Below are 18,930 nucleotides of genomic sequence, written 5' to 3' on the forward strand. Positions count from 1 at the left end.
GGCGGGGTCCCGGGCGGCGGCGCGGTCCGCGGGGCGAGCGGGGGTGCCGGCGTCTGTGTGACGCCGGGGCTGGTTTCTTGCGCGGTTCCCGGCGCCCCCCTGGGGGGTGGGTTTCGGTCCGTGCGCGCCCGACCCGTGCGTGGGCGGTCCCGCGCGGTTCCCGGCGCCCCTGACGAGTGGGGTTGCGTCCGTGCGCGCCCGACCCGTGCATGGGGCGGTCCCGCGCGGTTCCCCGCGCCCCCTGGGGGTGCTCTGAGCTGGGGGTTTTGGGGAACGCGCGCCGTTGTCAGTGGGGTGCGGTAGCTTCCCAAGTGGTGGGCGTCACAGGGCGTCCGGAGCACCGGGGGTGGCGATGAGCGCTACGGCGACGACGGCCGAGTTGGAGCAGTACCGGACCGAGCTGACCGGGTACTGCTATCGGATGCTCGGCTCGTCCTTCGAGGCGGAGGACGCCGTGCAGGACACGATGGTCCGTGCCTGGCGGAGCCTCGACAAGTTCGAGGGGCGTTCCAGCCTGCGCTCGTGGCTGTACCGGATCGCGACGAACGTGTGCCTGGACATGCTGTCCGCCGGCAACAAGCGGGCCCGCCCGATGGATCTGACGGAGTCGACGCCGCTGGCGCAGGCGGCGCTGGCGCCCCGCCCCGACCACACCTGGCTGGAGCCGATGCCGGACACGCGGGTGCTGCCCGTGGTGGAGGACCCGGCGGAGGCGGCCGTGGCGAAGGAGTCGGTGCGGCTGGCGTTCATGGCGGCGCTGCAGAAGCTGCCCGCCAGGCAGCGGGCGGTGCTGATCCTGCGCGAGGTGCTGGCGTGGAAGGCCAGTGAGGTCGCGGAACTGCTGGAGACGTCGGTGGCGTCGGTCAACAGCGCGTTGCAGCGGGCTCGGGCGACCCTGGCGGAGCAGAAGGAGGCCGGGGCGGACGCGGTGGTGTCCGATCCGTTGGACGAGGAGCAGCAGAAGCTGCTGGAGCGCTATGTCGCCGCGTTCGAGGGGTACGACATGGCGGCGCTGACGGCGCTGCTCCACGAGGACGCGATCATGACGATGCCGCCGTTCGACCTGTGGCTGACGGGCTCGGCGGACATCACGGGGTTCATGACGACGCTGGGCGCGTCCTGCGCGGGGTCACGGCTGCGGCCGGTGCAGGTGAACGGACTGCCCGGGTTCGCGCACTACAAGCCCGACCCGGACAGTGGTGGGTTCACGGCCTGGGCGGTGCAGGTGCTGGAGATCTCAGAGGGACGGATCACCGGGTTCCACTGCTTCCTGGACACCAAGCGTTTCTTCCCGCTGTTCGGTCTGCCCCTCCAGCTCGAAGCGGAGGCCGACGAGGTGGAGCAGGGCGCATAGTGCGGGGTCGGGGGCGCGCAGGCGTATGCGGCCCCCGGCGCGGCGGGCGGTGAGCTGGAGCCGGGCCAGCAGGTCGACCGTGGCGAGGCCGGGCGGGCCGAGGGCGGCGACGTCGCAGACGACGGCTGCGGCGCCGGTGGTCTCCAGGAGGACGCGGACGGTGCGGCACAGCTCCGGTACGTCGCCCGGGGTGACGGGTCCAAAGATGCTGACGGCGGGTGTCGTGGCGTCCACGTGCGGTAGACCGGTGGGCCGGCGGCAACTCATCGGTGGGCGTGATCACATTGACCTGCCGGTGGTCCTGGCCGGAGGGTTGGCGACGTGGCGAGACGATCTCGGACCGGTCTGGGGGCCCTGTGCAGGGGGTGCTGAACGGGTTCGCGGTCATCGCGCTCGTGATCGCCGTCGGTTATGTGATCGGGCGGCTGGGTTCGCTGGGCGGGCAGGGCCGGGAGGTGCTGACACGGCTGGCGTTCCATGTGGCGTCGCCGGCGCTGCTGTTCACGACGCTCGCGCGGACCGACCTGTCGGTGGTGTTCTCCAGCCGGCTGCTGGTGACGGCGCTGAGCACGGCCGCGGCGGCCGGTGTGTTCGTGGCGGTGGGTGTCGTACGCGGCTGGAGTGTGGGCCGTACGACGATCGGCGCCCTGTGCGCGGGGTACGTCAACTCGGGCAATCTCGGCATCCCGATCGCGGCGTATGTGCTGGGGGACGCGTCGCTGGTGGCGCCGGTGCTGTTGTTCCAGCTCGTCGGGGTGACGCCGGTGGCGTTGACGGTGCTGGACCTGTCCGGGGCGGGCGGGAAGGGCCCGCTGTGGCGGCGGCTGCTGGTCCCGCTGCGGAATCCGATCGCGGTCGGTTCGCTGGCCGGTGTCGCGGTGTCGGCGACGGGGCTGACGGTGCCGGCGCCGGTGATGGACCCGCTGGCGCTGATCGGCGGGATGTCGGTGCCGGCGGTGCTGCTGGCGTTCGGCATCTCCCTGTGCGGCAGCACCCTGCCCGGCCGGGGCCCGGACCGCACCGCGGTGTTCCTGGCGGTCGCCCTGAAGACGGTCGGCCAGCCCGCCGCCGCCTGGGCGCTCGCCGCGGGCGTCTTCGGCCTGCGGGGCGCCCCGCTGCTCGACGTGGTGGTGACATCGGCCCTGCCCGCCGCGCAGAACCTGTACACGTACGCGTCGACCTACGGCGTCGCCGAACGCCTGGCCCGCGACGCGATCCTGCTGTCGACGGCGGTGTCGGTCCCGGTGCTGGTGGCGGTGGCGGCCGTACTGGGGTGACTCACGTCGTGGGGAACCCGCCGGTGTCGATGACGACGGCGAAGGGGGCGGGCAGCTCGCGTGGTTCGCCGGACTCGGCGACGGCCGGCGGCCGGTGGACGTCCCCTCGCGGCTCGCCGTGGAGCGTCGCGGCGGGGCCTTCCGGCGCCCAGGGGTCGTCGAGGAAACAGAGCGGGATGCCGGCGGAGGCAGAGGCGGCCGGCTTGCTCAGGCGGTCGTGGTGGGCGTTCTTGCGGGAGGTGACCTCGGACGACGAGTGCGGCCACGGCAGCCGGGACATGGGATTCCGCCTCCGTGCACTCCTGCACGGGCGCCACCACCAAGTCCGGGATGAACATGCCCAGGCGGGACGGCACGGCGATGGCCAGGGTCTGACAGATCCCCCACTCGTCCGGGACCACGGAGTACAGGCGGCGCTGAGTGCGTTCCGCGATCACGTTGTGACGGGATGCGGGGGCGGGTGAGACGGTGACGATCCCTCGATGATCTCCACCTTGCTGCCCTCAGGCCACTCCGTCTCCTCCCGGAACCGGACGAGATCGTCCCGGCCCAGCTCGGGATCATGGCTGACGGTGAGGGCGCTCATGGCGGTCTCCTCGACGGGCGCGTCACCGACCTCAGCATGCCGAACGGGACCGGCGGGGGGTCCACCGGCCCCGTTCCCCCGAAGGGAGTGACACCTGGTCAGGCGATGCGTTCCAGGACCACCGGGGACGCGGTGAACGCCGTGCCGGGGGTTGCGATGTCGTAGGAGCCGTCGATCGCCCGCAGGGCGTAGTCGAAGCGTTCGGGGGTGTCGGTGTGAAGGGTCAGCAGGGGCTGGCCCTCGGTGACCGTGTCGCCGGGCTTGGCGTGGAGTTCGACGCCCGCCGCCGCCTGCACCGGGTCCTCCTTGCGGGCGCGGCCGGCGCCCAGACGCCAGGCGGCGACACCGATGCCGTAGGCGTCCAGGCGCGTGAGGACACCGGAGGCCGGGGCCTTGACGACGTGCTGTTCGCGGGAGGTGGGCAGCTCGGCGTCCGGGTCTCCGCCCTGGGCGGCGATCATGCGGCGCCACACGTCCATCGCGGAGCCGTCGGCGAGCGCCTTCGCCGGGTCGGCGTCCTTCAGGCCGGCCGCGTCGAGCATCTCGCGGGCCAGGGCCAGCGTCAGCTCGACGACGTCCGCGGGGCCGCCGCCCGCGAGGACCTCGACGGACTCGCGGACCTCCAGGGCGTTGCCGGCGGTCAGGCCGAGCGGGGTGGACATGTCGGTGAGGAGGGCGACCGTCTTCACACCGTGGTCGGTGCCGAGGCCGACCATCGTGGAGGCCAGCTCGCGGGCGTCCTCGATGGTCTTCATGAAGGCGCCCGAGCCGACCTTGACGTCGAGGACGAGACTGCCGGTGCCCTCGGCGATCTTCTTCGACATGATCGACGACGCGATCAGCGGGATCGCCTCGACCGTGCCGGTGACGTCGCGGAGGGCGTACAGCTTCTTGTCGGCGGGGGCGAGGCCGTCGCCCGCCGCGCAGATCACCGCGCCGGTGGTGTCGAGGACGTGCAGCATCTCCTCGTTGGACAGCAGCGCCCGCCAGCCGGGGATGGACTCCAGCTTGTCGAGGGTGCCGCCGGTGTGGCCGAGGCCGCGGCCGGACAGCTGCGGCACGGCCGCGCCGCACGCGGCGACCAGCGGGGCGAGCGGCAGGGTGATCTTGTCGCCGACGCCGCCGGTGGAGTGCTTGTCGGCGGTGGGGCGGGACAGCGACGAGAAGTCCATGCGCTCGCCGGAGGCGATCATCGCGGCGGTCCAGCGGGCGATCTCCCGGCGGTTCATGCCGTTGAGGAGGATCGCCATGGCGAGCGCGGACATCTGCTCGTCGGCGACCGTGCCGCGGGTGTACGCGTCGATGACCCAGTCGATCTGCTCGTCGCTCAGCTCGCCGCGGTCCCGCTTGGTGCGGATGACGGAGATGGCGTCCATGGCCATGGCGTTCCTTCCAGGAGGTGCGAAGGTGTACGGCCCCCCTGAGATCGTCAGGAGGGCCGCACGGTAGTCACTTGCTGAGATGGTCAGGGCCGAAGGCCTGCGGCAGCATCTCGGAGAGCGGGAGGATGCCCGCCGGGGTGTCGATCAGCAGGCGGGGGCCGCCGAACTCGTACAGCAGCTGCCGGCACCGGCCGCACGGCACGAGCGGCTCGCCGTCGCCGTTCACGCAGCTGAAGTGGGTGAGCCGACCGCCGCCGGTGCGCTGGAGGTCCGACACCAGACCGCACTCGGCGCACAGGCCGAGCCCGTAGGAGGCGTTCTCCACATTGCAGCCGGAGACGGTACGGCCGTCGTCCACGCGGGCCGCCGCGCCGACCGGGTAGCCCGAGTACGGGGCGTACGCGTGGGCCATCGCCTCCCGCGCCGCCTTCCGCAGGGCCTCCCAGTCGAACGCGTCGGCGTCGTGGCTCACTTGCCCTGGCCCTTCCGATAGCGCATGCCGTCCGCCTTCGGCATCCGCAGGCGCTGCGCGGACAGCGACAGCACGAGCAGGGTGACGACGTACGGGGTGGCGCCGACGAACTCGTTCGGGACCTGGTCGGTGAACAGGTACCAGATCAGCACCAGCACCGCCATGACGGCGCTGACGACGCCCTGGACCAGCGCCTTGCGGTACAGCTTCCACGCGGCCAGCAGCACCAGCAGGACCACCAGCAGCAGGAGCAGCGCGTGCACGGTCTCACCGCCGTTGCGCAGCTGAAGCGCGTCGGAGAAGCCGAACAGGCCCGCGCCCATCGCCAGGCCGCCCGGCCGCCAGTTGCCGAAGATCATGGCGGCGAGGCCGATGTAGCCGCGTCCCGCGGTCTGGCCCTCCTGGTAGATGTGCGAGGTGACGAGCGCGAGGAACGCGCCGCCGAGGCCGGAGAGACCGCCGGAGACGGCGACGGCCACGTACTTGTACTTGTAGACGTTGACACCGAGGGACTCCGCCGCGACCGGGTTCTCACCGCAGGACCGCAGCCGCAGACCGAACGGGGTGCGCCACAGCAGCCACCATGTCGCCACGAACAGCACCGCGGAGAGCACGGTCACCACGGACAGGTTCGTCACCAGGCCGCCGAGGATGCCGGCGACGTCGGAGACCAGGAACCAGTGGTGGTTCTGCAGCGACTGCAACCCGTCGGACAGGCCGGGGATGTCGATCTGCGGCAGGGAGTCCGCCGGCGGGGACTGCTTGGGGTTGCCGCCCGCCTCGGCCGCGTCGCCCTCCGAGAAGAACAGCTTGGCCATGTACTGGGTGATGCCCAGCGCGAGCAGGTTGACGGCGACACCGGAGACGATGTGGTCGACGCCGAAGGTGACGGTGGCGACGGCGTGCACGAGACCGCCGAGGACACCGAAGCCGACACCGCACACCAGGCCCAGCCACGGGCTGGACTGCCAGCCGATCCAGCCGGCGCCGAACGTGCCGAGGATCATCATGCCCTCGAGGCCGATGTTGACCACGCCGGCCCGCTCCGACCACAGACCGGCCAGACCGGCGAGGCCGATCGGCACGGCCAGGCCGAGCGCGGCGCTGACCTGACCGGCGGAGGTCAGCTGGTCGGCGCCGGTGATGACACGGACCGCGGCGACGAGCAGCAGCGCTCCGGCGATGATGAGGAGGATCTGTCCGAGGGGCCGTCCGGAGCGGGTCTTGCCGCTGTCGGCCTTGGGCGCCGCGGGCGGCGGCGCGTCGGTCATCGTGGCAGTCATCACGCCACCTCCTGCTTCTTCGTCGTGGCGGCGGCCTGGGCGGCGAGTTCGGCGCCGACCCGCTGCTGCTGGCGCTTGAGGCCGTAGCGGCGGACGACTTCGTAGGCGATGACGACGCTCAGGACGATGACGCCCTGGATCACGCCGAGGATCTCCTTGTCGTAGCCCTCGAACTCGAGGTGGTTGGTGGTGCGCTCCAGGAAGCCCCAGAGCAGGGCGCCGAGCGCGATGCCGATCGGGCTGTTGCGGCCGAGCAGCGCGATCGCGATGCCGGTGAAGCCGATGCCCGCCGGGAAGTCGTTGCTGAAGGTGTGGCTGTCGTTGAGCAGCGTCGGCATGCCGATCAGGCCGGCCACCGCGCCCGAGATGAGCATGCTGGTGGCGACCATCCGCTTCACGCTGACGCCGCTCGCGGCGGCGGCCGTCTCGGACTGGCCGACGGTGCGCAGGTCGAAACCGAAGCGGGTGCGGCCGAGGACGAACCAATAGGCGATGCCGACGATCACGGCGACGAAGAGGAAGCCCCACAGGATGCCGGACGGGCCGGTGTCGATGCTGAAGAAGTACGACGACTTCGGCAGCGGCGTGGTCCGTACGGTCGTGCCGGCCTCGTCCAGCTCGGCGAGCTTGCCCGGCTGGAGCAGGTAGGCGATGACCGAGGTGGCGATCGCGTTCAGCATGATCGTGGAGATGACCTCGCTGACACCGCGGGTCACCTTCAGGAAGCCGGCGATGCCCGCCCACAGCGCGCCGGTCGCCATGGCGCACAGGATGATCAGCGGGATGGCGATCCAGCCGGGCGCGGTCAGCGCGCCGCCGAGGACGGCGGCGATGAACGCGGCGAGCCGGTACTGGCCGTCGACACCGATGTTGAACAGGTTCATGCGGAAGCCGATGGCCACCGCGATACCGGCGAGGTAGTACGTCGTCGCCTTGTTCAGGATGTAGACCTGGCTGTCGCTGGCGATGCCGTACGAGCCCATCTCGCTGAACGCCTCGCCCGGGTTCTTGCCGGTGGCGAGGATGACGAGGGCGGTGACGACGAGCGCGGCGACGAGCGCCAGCAGCGGGGCGGCGAGCCCGAGGAGCAGCCGCTCCTTGTCGATGCGTCGGGTCAGCTTCTTCATCGGTCGTCGTCCTCTGTCTGCTCCGGGTGCTCCAGGTGGCCGGAGGCCGCACCGGTCATCGCGGAGCCCAGCTCCTCGGGGGTGATGGTGGCGGGGTCGGCGTCGGCGACCAGACGGCCGCGGTACATCACCCGCAGGGTGTCGGAGAGCCCGATCAGCTCGTCCAGGTCGGCGGAGATCAGCAGCACGGCCAGGCCCTCGCGGCGGGCCTCGCGGATGTGGTCCCAGATAGCGGCCTGCGCGCCGACGTCCACACCGCGGGTGGGGTGGGCGGCGATGAGCAGCTTCGGCTTGTGGCTCATCTCGCGGCCGACGATCAGCTTCTGCTGGTTGCCGCCGGACAGGGAGGCGGCGGTCACCTCGATGCCGGGGGTGCGCACGTCGTACGCCTCGACGATGCGCTCGGTGTCGGTGCGGGCGGCCTTGAGGTCGAGGAGCCCGCCGCGCGAGTTGGGGCGCTCGGTGACATGGCCGAGGATGCGGTTCTCCCACAGCGGCGCTTCGAGGAGCAGGCCGTGGCGGTGACGGTCCTCGGGGATGTAGCCGACGCCGGACTCGCGGCGGCGGCGGGTGGGCAGCTGGGAGATGTCGGTGCCGTCGAGGGTGATGGACCCGGCGTCCGGGGTGCGGATGCCCATGATCGCCTCGACCAGTTCGGACTGGCCGTTGCCCTCCACACCGGCGATGCCGAGGACCTCGCCCTTGTGGATGGTGAAGTCGATCTGGTCGAGGATGATCCGCTCGACGCCGTCGAGGTCGGTCTGCGTGAGGTGCAGTCCCTCCACCTTCAGCAGCGGTACGTCGGTGACGGTGGACTCCTCCGTCTCCGGCGTGGGCAGTTCGCTGCCGACCATCAGCTCGGCGAGCTGCTTGGTGGTGGTGGTCTTCGGGTCGGCGGTGCCGACGGTGGTGCCGCGCCGGATGACGGTGATCTCGTCGGCGACGGAGAGGACCTCGCCCAGCTTGTGGCTGATGAAGATGACGGTGAGGCCCTCGGCCTTCAGTTCGCGCAGGTTGTCGAAGAGGGCGTCGACCTCCTGCGGGACCAGGACGGCGGTGGGCTCGTCGAGGATGAGCGTCTTGGCGCCGCGGTAGAGGACCTTGAGGATCTCCACGCGCTGGCGGTCGGCGACACCGAGCTGTTCCATGAGGACGTCGGGGCGGACGTTGAGGCCGTACGCGTCGGAGATCTCCTTGACCTTCGCGCGGGCCTTGGCGCCGATGCCGTACAGCCTCTCCGCGCCGAGGACGATGTTCTCCAGCACGGTGAGGTTGTCGGCGAGCATGAAGTGCTGGTGCACCATGCCGATGCCGCGGGCGATGGCGTCGGCGGGGTTGTGGAAGGTGACCTGCTCGCCGTCGACGATGATGGTGCCCTCGTCCGGCTGCTGCATGCCGTAGAGGATCTTCATCAGGGTGGACTTGCCGGCACCGTTCTCGCCGCACAGGGCGTGCACGGTGCCCCGGCGGACGGTGATGTCGATGTCGCGGTTGGCGACGACACCCGGGAAACGCTTCGTGATGCCGCGCAGTTCGACGGCAGCGGGAGGGCTGGACGCGTTGATGGCGCACTCTCCTCGGGGAAAGGGCTGAAGGGGAGGGCAGGCGTCGGCGACGCTAGCGCGGCAACTCCGCGCTACACGCGTAGAGTTGACACATTGTTATGGCCCGGCGCGGGGTGTCGTGACACCCCGTCGCCGAGCCACGTCAGGTCCGGGGAGACCTCAGATCACGGGGTGGTCTTCACCGTGATGGTGCCGTCGACGATCTTCTTCTTCGCCTCGTCCAGCTTCGGCTGGATGTCGTCGATGAAGCCGCCGCTGGTGGCGAGGGAGACGCCGTCCTTGGCGAGCGAGTAGCTGTTGACGCCGTAGGTCGGCTTGCCGTCGTGGACGGACTTGATGAAGTCGTACACGCCGACGTCGACGTTCTTGACCATGGAGGTCAGGATCGAGTTCTTGTACTTCGCCAGACCCGGGATGTTGTACTGGTCGGAGTCGACGCCGATGGCCCAGGCGCCCTTGCTGCCGGCGACGGCCTCGATCGCGCCGTTGCCGGAGGAGCCGGCGGCGGTGTAGATGATGTCGGCGCCCTTGTCGAGCATGCCCTGCGCGGCTTCCTTGCCCTTGTCGGGGCTGGAGAAGCCGGACAGGTCGGTGCCGCGGCTCAGGTACTGCACGTCGACCTTCACGGACGGCTTGGTGTCCTTGACGCCCTGGACGTAGCCGGCCTCGAACTTCTTGATCAGCGGGGTGTCGACACCGCCGATGAAGCCGACGTGGTCCTTCTTGGTCTTCAGCGCGGCGGCGACGCCGGCCAGGTAGGAGCCCTGCTCCTCGGTGAAGGTGATGCTGTCGACGTTCTTGGCGTCCACGACGGAGTCGATGATGCCGAAGCTCGTCTTCGGGAACTTCTCCGCCACCTTGCCCATCGCAGTGGCGTAGGCGAAGCCGACGCCGATGACGGGGTTGTAGCCGGCCTGGGCGAGGTCGCTCAGGCGCTGCTCGCGGTCGGCCTCGGTGTCGGCCGTCTTGGCGGTCAGTTCCTTGATCTCACCGCCGAACTCGTCCTTCGCCTTGTCCGCGCCACGGGCCGCGGAGTCGTTGAAGGAGCGGTCGCCACGGCCGCCGACATCGAACGCGATGCCGATCTTGACGCCGTTCTTGCCGCTCTCGGACGAGCCGGAGGAGGTGTCGTTGTCGGAGGAGGTGCTGCCACAGGCAGTGGCAGTCAGTGCGAGTGCTGCGGACGCGATACACGCAGCGGAAAGCTTGGCTACCCGGCGCACGGGAGGCTCCTTACACCTGACCTGAGCGCCATGTCGGCGCTTGTTGTGAGCACCTTGCCAGTGCCCGAGCCGAGACGCCCCGGCGGCGTCGGCTTCGCGGCATCGTAACGCGCGTAGATGTCAGAAAAACCCCTCTTCCGAAGCCGTTATCGATTCGAGGCAAACAGCGGCTGAACTCGTGGTCTTGGGGGTGATCGGCCGATGTTGCGGTGCGTGCACGAACGGCTTACGAACGTATTGCGCCGGACGGAGCAACGCCCCCTCGGCGAGTGGCAGCGAGGGGGCGTGTTGCCGGCGTGCGGCGGGTCGGGCGGGGCGGCCCGGGCGGAGGCCGCCGCAGGTCAGCCGATGGCGTCCAGCAGGGCCGCCGCGGTGAACAGCTCCACGCCGACCGTGATCGCGGACTCGTCGGCGTCGAAGTCGCCCTGGTGCAGATCGCGTACGGTCCGCTCACCGGGAGTGCGCACCCCGAGGCGGGCCATCGCCCCGGGCACATGCTCCAGGTACCAGGAGAAGTCCTCTCCGCCGAGGCTCTGCTCGGTGCCCTCGACGGCCTCCGGGCCGCGCCGCACGGTCATCGCGTCGCGCAGCAGGTCGGTGACGGCGGGGTCGTTGACGACCGGCGGCACCCCGCGCACGTAGTTGATCTCGGACTTGGCGCCGTGCAGGTTGGCGACCTCGTCGATGGCGGCGACGACCATGTCGGGCGCCTGCCGCCACGCCTCGATGTCGAGGCAGCGCACGGTGCCGGACAGCTCGGCGTGCTGCGGGATGACGTTGGGCGCGTGCCCGGACTCGATACGGCCCCAGGTGACGGCGAGCCCGGCGCGGGTGTCGACGCGGCGGCCGACGAGCGCGGGCACGTCGGTGACGACGCGGGCGGCGGCGGTCACCAGGTCGGTGGTGAGGTGGGGGCGGGCGGTGTGCCCGCCGGGGCCGTCCAGGGAGATCTCCAGCCGGTCGCAGGCGGAGGTGATGGCGCCGGTGCGCAGTCCGATCCGCCCGGCGTCGACGCGGGGGTCGCAGTGCACGGCGATGATCCGCCGCACCCCTTCGAGCGCGCCGCACTTGATGGAGTCGGCGGCGCCGCCGGGCAGCACCTCCTCCGCGGGCTGGAAGATCAGCCGTACGGGGCGGGGCAGCCGGCCCTGCCGGTGCAGCTCGGCGAGGATCAGGCCGGCGCCGAGGACGACGGTGGTGTGCACGTCGTGGCCGCAGGCATGGGCCCGGTCGGGCACGGTCGAGCGGTACGAGCACTCGGTCTTGGTGTCGGGGATCGGCAGGGCGTCGATGTCGGCGCGGAGGGCGAGCATCCCGTCCTCGGGTACGCCGAGGTCGGCTCCGATGTCGCAGATGAGCCCGGTACCGAGGCTGAGTACGCGCGGCTGGAGCCCGGCGCGCTCCAGCCAGGCCTTGATCGCCGCGGTGGTGCGGAACTCCTGGTTGCCGAGTTCCGGGTGCATGTGCAGGTCGCGGCGGAAGGCGACGAGTTCGGCGCGCAGCTCCTCCGGCAGGGTGCCGGGCAGGGCACTGCCGTCGGGGTGATCGGCCTCGGTCTTGGGCGACATCAATTGCTTCACCCTCTGAAGGGTAGGACGCCGAGGCGGCCAACTGACCCTCGATCAACAAAAGTTCAACCCGTTAGGGGAAGAAAATCTGGCCGCACGACGCATAGGTGCCGGTTGAGACGGGTAAACTCACCGGTCATTTTGACCGGCGGCGGTCCACCCGACTGTCTGCTCCCTCCACGCATACCACGTCCGGCCCCTGCCACGCCGATCTGTTCAGCAGGCGGAACGGCCCCGGGGCAGGCCACGGGGCACGGGTACGGCGAAACGGGGGGCGCCCCCGCAAGGACGACGCTAGGGTGCGCGGCCATGACATCCGAGACCGAAGCCGTCGAGTCCCCGTTCGCGGAGGCCGCCCGGGCCTCGTACGACAAGATCGCCCACGACTACACGGCCCGCTACGCCGACTGGTCGACAGGGCTGCCGCTGGAGAGAGCGCTGCTGTCGGCGTTCGCGGAGCTGGTGCGCTCGGCCGGCAGCGGCGGTACGGCGCCGGTGGCCGACGTCGGCAGCGGGCCCGGCGGTCTCACGGCCCGCCTGCACGAGCTGGGCCTGCCGGTGTTCGGTGTGGACGTCTCCCCGCGCATGGTGGCCCTGGCCCGCGAGGCCCACCCGCACCTGCGCTTCCACGTCGGCTCGATGACGTCCCTGGACCTGCCGTCGGCGTCCCTGTCGGGCCTGACGGCGCTCTACTCCACGATCCACGTCCCGGACGAGGCCCTCCCGTCGGCGTTCGCGGAGTTCCACCGGGTGCTGCTCCCGGGCGCCCCGCTCCTGCTGGCCTTCCAGACGTCCGGCACCCCGCCCCGGACGGACCACCTCCACCTCGCGGAACGCTTCGGCCACGAGATAGCGCTGGACTACTGGTTCCGCCCGGTGGAGAAGGTGGCCGGCCTGCTGGAGGAGGCGGGGCTGCGGGTGTGGGCGCGCGCGGAGCGCGAGCCTGAGGGTGAGGAGACACGGGGGCGGGGGTTCGTGGTGGCGCGGAGGCCGGGCTGAGGGTCGCCGCTCGTGGGTGACGCCCCGGTCTCCCCTCAGCCACCCCTGCTTGCGTTTCCACGGGTCAGGGTGGGTCCCCTGCCCGTTTCCGGTGTCGGCTCCGGGCGCCGTGCGGGTTGCGGGCCGCGACCTGGGGGCGGTCACGCGGGGGGCAGCCGGCCTGCGGCCGGGGCCGTTGTCGTGACGGTTCTCAGGACGGTCGCCGCTCCCGGCGAGGCCCGTTCCGTGAGCCACGACGGGTCGGTGTCGCACACCGTCACGCGGACCTCCGTGCCCGCCGGCGCCGGCGGGCAGCGCGTGGACCACCGTGGACGGGAAGCTGAGGATCGTGCGGGCCGTGGGGCCCCGGCGGGCCGCACGTTCCAGCGGGAGGTCGGGGCGGGCGCCGGCCGCTCAGTCCGGCTTCGGCCGGTAGCGGGCCTCGATGCCGTCGACGATCAGCGCGAGGCCTTCCTCGAAGTGCTGGTCCCAGTCCTCGAAGAGTTCCTTGCCGGCCTGCGCCGCGAGCGGGAAGTCGGCCAGCAGGCGGGCGCGTTCCTCGACGTCGAAGCCCTCGCGGCGCCGGCCGGGCACCGGCTGCACGCCCTGTTCCTCGATGACGAAGCCCAGCGTGTAGACGAAGGTCGTGGTGAGGGCGCGGACGGCCTGCGCGAGGGTGAGGCCCGCGTCGGTGAGCACCCGCAGATGTTCCTCCTGCGCCTCGGCGTGCACCATGCCGGTGAAGCGGGAGCCGCTGAACACCTTGGCGCCGTCGCGGTAGCCGAGCAGCGCGGCGCGCAGCCCCCGGTTGGCCTTGAGCAGCCGGTCCCGCCAGCTGTCGCCGGAGTCCAGGGAGGCGCCGGCCATCATCCGCCGGTACATCTCGGTGGCCATCTCGTCGAGCAGGGCCTGCTTGTCCTTGAAGTGCCAGTAGAGGGCGGGCGCCTTGACGTCCAGTTCGCGGGCGATGGCCCGCAGGGTCAGGCCGTCGAGTCCGACCTCGTTCAGCAGCCGCAGGGCGGTGTCCGCGACCCGGTCGCGGTCCAGGGGGGCGCGTCGTTCCGTACTCACGCTGCACAGCTTGACACCTTAACGCCGTTAAGGGCACCCTCTTGAAGGACGGCACTTAACGGCGTTAAGGAAGTAGGTGCGCTATGCACACTGATGTGGTCATCGTCGGCGCGGGACCCACGGGCCTCGCCCTGGGCGTGGACCTGGCCCGGCGGGGCGTGGACGCGCTGGTCGTCGAGCGGGGCGAGGCACTGTTCCCCGGCTCGCGCGGCAAGGGCCTCCAGCCGCGCACCATGGAGGTCTTCGACGACCTCGGCATCCTCGACGAGGTCCTCGCCTCGGGCGGCACCTACCCGGTCGGCATGATCTGGAAGGACGGCCGGCGGATGGGCGAGCACCAGATGTTCGACGCCGAGGAGGCGCAGCAGGCGCAGGAGGAGTCGGGGCTGCCGTACACCGGGCCGTGGATGCTGCCGCAGTGGCGGACACAGGAGATCCTGCGGGAGCGGCTGGAGGAACTGGGCGGCCGGATCGTGTTCGGCCGGGAGGTGACCGGTGTCGAGCAGGACGCGGAGGGCGTGACCGTGCTGTGCGCGGACGGCTCCGAGCTGCGCGCCCGGTACGCCGTCGCCGCCGACGGGGGCCGGTCCGTGCTGCGGCGGGCGCTGGGCGTCGCCATGAGCGGCGAGACGGTCGACCCCAAGCCGGCGCTGGTCGCGGACGTGCGGATCGCGGGCCTCGACCGGGACAACTGGCATCTGTTCCCTCCGGCCACGGAGGGCGGCGACCTGCTCGCGCTGTGCCCGCTCGCCGGCACCGACGACTTCCAGCTGATGGCGAACTTCGCGGAGGGCACCGAGGTCGACGTGTCCGCGGACGGTGTCCGCAAGGTCATCGCAGCGCGCACCCACATCGCCGCCGACGATGTCACGGACGTGCTGTGGGCGTCCGACTTCCAGCCCCGGATGGCCCTCGCCGACCGGTTCCGTGTCGGGCGGGTCTTCCTCGCCGGGGACGCGGCGCACGTCCACTCCCCCGCCGGCGGGCAGGGCCTGAACACCAGCATCCAGGACGCCTACAACCTGGGCTGGAAGCTGGGCGCCGTACTGCGCGGGGGCGCGCCGGAAACGCTCCTCGACACGTACGAGGAGGAGCGGCGCCCGATCGCGGCGGACGTCCTCAGCCTGTCCACGGGGGTGCACCGGGGCGAGGTGCGGCGCGGCAAGGACACGACCGGTCAGCTCGGGCTGAACTACCGGGAGTCGTCCCTGGCCGCCGAGACGCGGCAGGAGCCCGGCGCGGTCCGGGCGGGCGACCGCGCCCCGGACGCGGTCGTGGACGGTGTACGGCTCTTCGACGTCTTCCGCGGCCCTCACTGGACGCTGCTGGCCCCGGAGGGCACGTCCGGCCTGCCGAGGCGGCTGCCGGACGGGGTACGGCGGGGCCCGGTGCCGGCGTCGTACGGCAGCGGTCTGTTCCTGGTCCGCCCGGACGGCTACGTCGGCTGGGCCGGGGACACCGCGAAGGGCCTGAAGGAGTACGGGGCCCGGATGGGCCTGCGCTGACGGACCGCCGGCGCGGGAGCCGGCCAGGCGGCGAAAACCCTTCTCCCGGGGGCCCGTGCCCGGGGGAAGGGCTCCCGCCTACGCGCTGGCCAGGGACAGCTTCACCGCGAACCCGAGGAACAGCGCACCGGCGGCCGATGTCGCCCCGGCGGCGAGGCGCTTGCGGCGCCGGAAGGCCGCCGCGAGCTTCGTACCGCTGAATATCAGCGCGCTGAGGTAGAGGACGCTGGCCATCTGCGCGAGGGTGCCGAGCACGACGAAGGACAGCGCCGGGTAGGCGTAGCCGGGGTCGACGAACTGCACGAAGAAGGCGACGAAGAACAGGATCGCCTTGGGGTTGAACAGGCTGATCACCAGGGCCCGGCGGAACGGCCGCTCCTGCTCGGCGGAGGCGGCGGCCGGCGCGGTCTCCTCCCGCTCGGCGCGCTCCCGCCGGGTCCGCCACATCTCCCAGGCCGCCCGCAGCATGCCGACGGCGAGCCAGCTGAGATAGCCGGCGCCCGCGTACTTCACGATGCCGAACAGCACGGCGTTGGCCTGGAGCAGCGAGGCGACTCCGGCGGCGGACAGCGTCATCAGCACGGTGTCCCCGCACCACACGCCGGCCGCCGCGGTGTACCCGGCGCGGATGCCGCGGCGGGCGGCGACGGACAGGACGTACAGCGAGTTCGGGCCGGGCAGCAGCACGATCAGCACAAGGCCGGCCAGATAGGTGGGAAGGTCGATCACGCCGAACATGGGAGGAGTGTCGCACGGGGGTACGACACTCCTCCTCTGTGTTTCGACCAGTGAACCGCGGGCCCTTCAGGCCCCTCGGCGGGACCGGCTCAGAACGCGTCGGACGGTACGTACGTGCCCCACACCTCGCGCAGCGCGTTGCACACCTCGCCGACGGTGGCGCGGGCGCGCAGGGCGTCCTTCATCGGGTACAGGACGTTGTCGTCGCCCTCCGCGGCCTTCCGCAGCGCGTCCAGCGCGGCGTCGACGGCCTGCTGGTCGCGCTCGGCGCGCAGCTTCGCGAGGCGCTCGGCCTGCTGGGCCTCGATGGCAGGGTCGACGCGCAGCGGCTCGTACGGCTCCTCCTCGTCGAGCTGGAAGCGGTTGACGCCGACGACGACCCGTTCGCCGCTGTCGGTCTCCTGCGCGATGCGGTAGGCGTTGCGCTCGATCTCGTTCTTCTGGAAGCCGCGCTCGATCGCGTTGACGGCGCCGCCCAGCTCCTCGACCTTGCCCATCAGCTCCAGCGCGGCCTCCTCGACCTCGTCGGTCATCTTCTCGATGACGTACGAGCCGGCGAACGGGTCGACGGTCGCGGTGACGTCGGTCTCGTACGCGAGGACCTGCTGGGTGCGCAGGGCGAGGCGGGCGGACTTGTCGGTGGGCAGCGCGATGGCCTCGTCGAAGGAGTTGGTGTGCAGCGACTGGGTGCCGCCGAGGACGGCGGCGAGGCCCTGCACGGCGACGCGGACCAGGTTCACCTCGGGCTGCTGGGCCGTCAGCTGCACACCCGCGGTCTGCGTGTGGAAGCGCAGCATCATGGACTTCGGGTTCTTCGCCCCGAACTCCTCCTTCATCACCCGCGCCCAGATCCGGCGCGCGGCACGGAACTTGGCGACCTCCTCCAGGATCGTCGTACGGGCGACGAAGAAGAACGACAGGCGCGGCGCGAAGTCGTCGACGTCCATGCCGGCGGCGACGGCCGTACGGACGTACTCGATGCCGTCGGCGAGGGTGAACGCGATCTCCTGCGCGGGCGAGGCGCCGGCCTCGGCCATGTGGTAGCCGGAGATCGAGATGGTGTTCCACTTCGGGATCTCGGCCTTGCAGTACTTGAAGATGTCGGCGATCAGCCGCAGCGACGGCTTCGGCGGGAAGATGTACGTGCCGCGGGCGATGTACTCCTTCAGCACGTCGTTCTGGATCGTGCCGGTCAGCTTGTCCGCGCTGACGCCCTGTTCCTCGCCGACCAGCTGGTACATCAGCAGCAGCAGCGCGGCGGGCGCGTTGATCGTCATCGACGTGGACACCTTGTCCAGCGGGATGCCGTCGAACAGCACCCGCATGTCCTCGACGGAGTCGATGGCGACGCCGACCTTGCCGACCTCGCCGTGCGCGATCGGCGCGTCGGAGTCATGGCCCATCTGGGTGGGCAGGTCGAAGGCGACGGACAGGCCCATGGTGCCGTTGGCGATGAGCTGCTTGTAGCGGGCGTTGGACTCCACGGCCGTGCCGAAACCGGCGTACTGGCGCATCGTCCACGGCCGGCCCGTGTACATCGTCGGATAGACACCGCGGGTGAACGGGTACGAGCCCGGCTCCCCCAGTTTCTCCGCCGCGTCCCAGCCTTCCAAGGCGTCGGGCCCGTAGACCGGCTCGATGGGCAGTCCGGACTCCGACTCGCGTGACATGATCGCTCCCCGCTTCCCTTGCAATTCGCTACTCGCCAGTACGTCCCGACTCTCGCCACGGACTGTAGCGGCGCCCGTGCACCCGGGAGGAGGTCCCCACGCTGGGACCTTCCTCACAACGATGCCGTGCCGTTCGCAACGCGTCATCCGTGGGGAACATCTCAGGGGACGAAGCAGGACCGGAGGGCGAGCCGACCGGGGGGGCCGCGGGGATGCTGGGAGCGAGGAGCCGGAGAGTGCTGGCCGTCGCGGCGCTCGCGGTGGTGTGCGGGTGCACTGTGCAGCCCGCCGGTCCGGACGGCAAGCCCCGCTCGCCCGTGCACATCGACGTCCCGAGCCGGGCCCCGTCGTCCGGCGGCTCCGCGCCGTCGGCCGGGCAGCGCACCCCGCCCGCCGCCGCGCCGGTGGCGGCGGTGCTGTGGCGGCCCGGTGACTCCGGTCTCGCCGTGCGCGAACTCCAGGCGCGACTGCGGCAGGTGGCCTGGCTGTACGACGGTCCGACGGGCACGTACGACGATCTCACCGAGGAGGCCGTACGGGGCTTCCAGGGCAAGCGCGGCCTGCCCCGCACCGGCACGGTGGACGCCGTCACCTGGCAGCGGCTGCTGCGGATGACGCGCGAGCCGGGCAAGTGGGAGCTGTACCGGATGGGCGGCCAGCCCGCCGCCGCACCCGACCCGCGCTGTCTGACGGGACGCGTGCTGTGCATCAGCAAGACCAGCCGCACCCTGCGCTGGATGGTCGACGGGCGGACGCTGATGACGCTGCCGGTGCGGTTCGGCTCGCAGTACACGCCGACCCGCGAGGGCGTCTTCCACGTCTACTGGAAGTCACGGCACCACGTCTCCACGCTGTACGACTCGCCGATGCCGTACGCCATGTTCTTCAGCGGCGGGCAGGCCGTGCACTACTCGTACGACTTCGCCGCCCGCGGCTACAGCGGCGGCTCCCACGGATGTGTGAACGTCCGGGACGAGACGGCGATCGCGCAGCTCTTCGCGCAGGTGCGCAACGGCGACAAGGTCGTCGTCCACTGGTGAGCGGGCCGCCGGGCAGAGCGCGGGCGGCGGCGGGGCGAGAGAAGTTCGGGGCGCGGGCGGGACCGGGGGAACGGGTCCCGCCCGCGCCGGG

General features: G+C 71.3%; 16 protein-coding genes and 2 pseudogenes. 5 read left to right on the forward strand and 13 right to left on the reverse strand.

Features of this window, described 5'->3' with window-relative positions:
• Positions 1–352 precede the first annotated feature (352 nt).
• Positions 353–1,354 (forward strand): sigma-70 family RNA polymerase sigma factor, encoded by a 1,002-nt coding sequence (locus MTQ10_RS15000; protein WP_247467742.1) that lies wholly within the window; start codon positions 353–355, stop codon positions 1,352–1,354.
• On the opposite strand, the gene MTQ10_RS15005 is transcribed toward MTQ10_RS15000, so the two are convergent.
• Positions 1,238–1,621, reverse strand: coding sequence for an STAS domain-containing protein (locus tag MTQ10_RS15005; RefSeq protein ID WP_247467745.1), 384 nt, complete (start codon positions 1,619–1,621; stop codon positions 1,238–1,240). The two genes, MTQ10_RS15000 and MTQ10_RS15005, sit on opposite strands and share 117 nt — an antisense overlap.
• Before the next feature lie 89 nt (positions 1,622–1,710).
• Between MTQ10_RS15005 and MTQ10_RS15010 the strand changes: the two genes are divergently transcribed.
• Entirely contained in the window at positions 1,711–2,631 is a 921-nt protein-coding gene (locus MTQ10_RS15010; protein WP_247467748.1) for an AEC family transporter, read from the forward strand.
• A 1-nt stretch (position 2,632) separates the two neighbouring features.
• On the opposite strand, the pseudogene MTQ10_RS15015 reads toward MTQ10_RS15010, so the two are convergent.
• The 8 genes and pseudogenes from MTQ10_RS15015 to MTQ10_RS15050 form a co-directional block, all read right to left on the reverse strand.
• A pseudogene (locus MTQ10_RS15015) lies at positions 2,633–3,217 on the reverse strand (Uma2 family endonuclease).
• 98 nt (positions 3,218–3,315) lie between these two features.
• On the reverse strand, positions 3,316–4,593 hold the full coding sequence (locus tag MTQ10_RS15020; RefSeq protein ID WP_247467751.1) for a thymidine phosphorylase: 1,278 nt from the start codon (positions 4,591–4,593) through the stop codon (positions 3,316–3,318).
• A gap of 73 nt (positions 4,594–4,666) precedes the next feature.
• A complete protein-coding gene (locus MTQ10_RS15025; RefSeq protein ID WP_308404572.1) occupies positions 4,667–5,071 on the reverse strand; it encodes a cytidine deaminase in 405 nt (134 codons plus the stop codon).
• Positions 5,068–6,354 carry an ABC transporter permease gene (locus tag MTQ10_RS15030; protein WP_247467754.1) on the reverse strand — a complete coding sequence of 429 codons (1,287 nt, stop codon included), beginning with the start codon at positions 6,352–6,354 and terminating at the stop codon, positions 5,068–5,070. The genes MTQ10_RS15025 and MTQ10_RS15030 overlap by 4 nt, the downstream gene beginning before the upstream one ends.
• Entirely contained in the window at positions 6,354–7,481 is a 1,128-nt protein-coding gene (locus tag MTQ10_RS15035) for an ABC transporter permease (protein WP_247467756.1), read from the reverse strand. Before MTQ10_RS15035 ends, MTQ10_RS15030 begins: the two co-directional genes overlap by 1 nt.
• Positions 7,478–9,013: an ABC transporter ATP-binding protein gene (locus MTQ10_RS15040; protein ID WP_247467783.1), complete on the reverse strand. Its 1,536-nt coding sequence runs from the start codon at positions 9,011–9,013 to the stop codon at positions 7,478–7,480. Before MTQ10_RS15040 ends, MTQ10_RS15035 begins: the two co-directional genes overlap by 4 nt.
• A 197-nt stretch (positions 9,014–9,210) precedes the next feature.
• On the reverse strand, positions 9,211–10,269 hold the full coding sequence (locus tag MTQ10_RS15045; RefSeq protein ID WP_247467761.1) for a BMP family lipoprotein: 1,059 nt from the start codon (positions 10,267–10,269) through the stop codon (positions 9,211–9,213).
• A gap of 341 nt (positions 10,270–10,610) precedes the next feature.
• Positions 10,611–11,837: a M20 family metallopeptidase gene (locus MTQ10_RS15050; RefSeq protein ID WP_247467786.1), complete on the reverse strand. Its 1,227-nt coding sequence runs from the start codon at positions 11,835–11,837 to the stop codon at positions 10,611–10,613.
• Positions 11,838–12,146: 309 nt separating this feature from the next.
• Here MTQ10_RS15050 and MTQ10_RS15055 point away from each other — a divergent pair, with 309 nt between their 5' ends.
• Entirely contained in the window at positions 12,147–12,836 is a 690-nt protein-coding gene (locus tag MTQ10_RS15055; RefSeq protein WP_247467764.1) for a class I SAM-dependent methyltransferase, read from the forward strand.
• Between the two features lie 140 nt (positions 12,837–12,976).
• On the opposite strand, the pseudogene MTQ10_RS15060 reads toward MTQ10_RS15055, so the two are convergent.
• Positions 12,977–13,217, reverse strand: a pseudogene (locus tag MTQ10_RS15060) (hypothetical protein); the annotation flags it as partial.
• 12 nt (positions 13,218–13,229) lie between these two features.
• Positions 13,230–13,886: a TetR/AcrR family transcriptional regulator C-terminal domain-containing protein gene (locus MTQ10_RS15065; protein WP_247467767.1), complete on the reverse strand. Its 657-nt coding sequence runs from the start codon at positions 13,884–13,886 to the stop codon at positions 13,230–13,232.
• 83 nt (positions 13,887–13,969) lie between these two features.
• Between MTQ10_RS15065 and MTQ10_RS15070 the strand changes: the two genes are divergently transcribed.
• A complete protein-coding gene (locus MTQ10_RS15070; protein ID WP_247467770.1) occupies positions 13,970–15,391 on the forward strand; it encodes an FAD-dependent monooxygenase in 1,422 nt (473 codons plus the stop codon).
• Between the two features lie 78 nt (positions 15,392–15,469).
• Here MTQ10_RS15070 and leuE read toward each other — a convergent pair whose 3' ends face one another.
• Positions 15,470–16,129, reverse strand: coding sequence for a leucine efflux protein LeuE (gene leuE, locus MTQ10_RS15075; protein ID WP_247467773.1), 660 nt, complete (start codon positions 16,127–16,129; stop codon positions 15,470–15,472).
• An 89-nt stretch (positions 16,130–16,218) separates the two neighbouring features.
• Positions 16,219–17,799: an acyl-CoA mutase large subunit family protein gene (locus MTQ10_RS15080; RefSeq protein WP_247467776.1), complete on the reverse strand. Its 1,581-nt coding sequence runs from the start codon at positions 17,797–17,799 to the stop codon at positions 16,219–16,221.
• 212 nt (positions 17,800–18,011) lie between these two features.
• On the opposite strand from MTQ10_RS15080, the gene MTQ10_RS15085 reads away from it, so the two are divergent.
• Positions 18,012–18,839, forward strand: coding sequence for a L,D-transpeptidase family protein (locus MTQ10_RS15085; protein ID WP_247467778.1), 828 nt, complete (start codon positions 18,012–18,014; stop codon positions 18,837–18,839).
• Positions 18,840–18,930 lie beyond the last annotated feature (91 nt).

The sequence above is a fragment of the Streptomyces sp. XM83C genome (assembly GCF_023072675.1).
Taxonomy (GTDB): Bacteria; Actinomycetota; Actinomycetes; order Streptomycetales; family Streptomycetaceae; genus Streptomyces; species Streptomyces thermocoprophilus.

Coding starts and splice junctions, on each gene's coding strand:
- MTQ10_RS15000 (WP_247467742.1), top strand. CDS start 353: ATGAGCGCTACGGCGACGACGGCCGAGTTGGAGCAGTACCGGACCGAG.
- MTQ10_RS15005 (WP_247467745.1), bottom strand. CDS start 1,621: ATGAGTTGCCGCCGGCCCACCGGTCTACCGCACGTGGACGCCACGACA.
- MTQ10_RS15020 (WP_247467751.1), bottom strand. CDS start 4,593: ATGGACGCCATCTCCGTCATCCGCACCAAGCGGGACCGCGGCGAGCTG.
- MTQ10_RS15030 (WP_247467754.1), bottom strand. CDS start 6,354: ATGACTGCCACGATGACCGACGCGCCGCCGCCCGCGGCGCCCAAGGCC.
- MTQ10_RS15035 (WP_247467756.1), bottom strand. CDS start 7,481: ATGAAGAAGCTGACCCGACGCATCGACAAGGAGCGGCTGCTCCTCGGG.
- MTQ10_RS15050 (WP_247467786.1), bottom strand. CDS start 11,837: ATGTCGCCCAAGACCGAGGCCGATCACCCCGACGGCAGTGCCCTGCCC.
- MTQ10_RS15055 (WP_247467764.1), top strand. CDS start 12,147: ATGACATCCGAGACCGAAGCCGTCGAGTCCCCGTTCGCGGAGGCCGCC.
- MTQ10_RS15070 (WP_247467770.1), top strand. CDS start 13,970: ATGCACACTGATGTGGTCATCGTCGGCGCGGGACCCACGGGCCTCGCC.
- leuE (WP_247467773.1), bottom strand. CDS start 16,129: ATGTTCGGCGTGATCGACCTTCCCACCTATCTGGCCGGCCTTGTGCTG.
- MTQ10_RS15080 (WP_247467776.1), bottom strand. CDS start 17,799: ATGTCACGCGAGTCGGAGTCCGGACTGCCCATCGAGCCGGTCTACGGG.
- MTQ10_RS15085 (WP_247467778.1), top strand. CDS start 18,012: ATGCTGGGAGCGAGGAGCCGGAGAGTGCTGGCCGTCGCGGCGCTCGCG.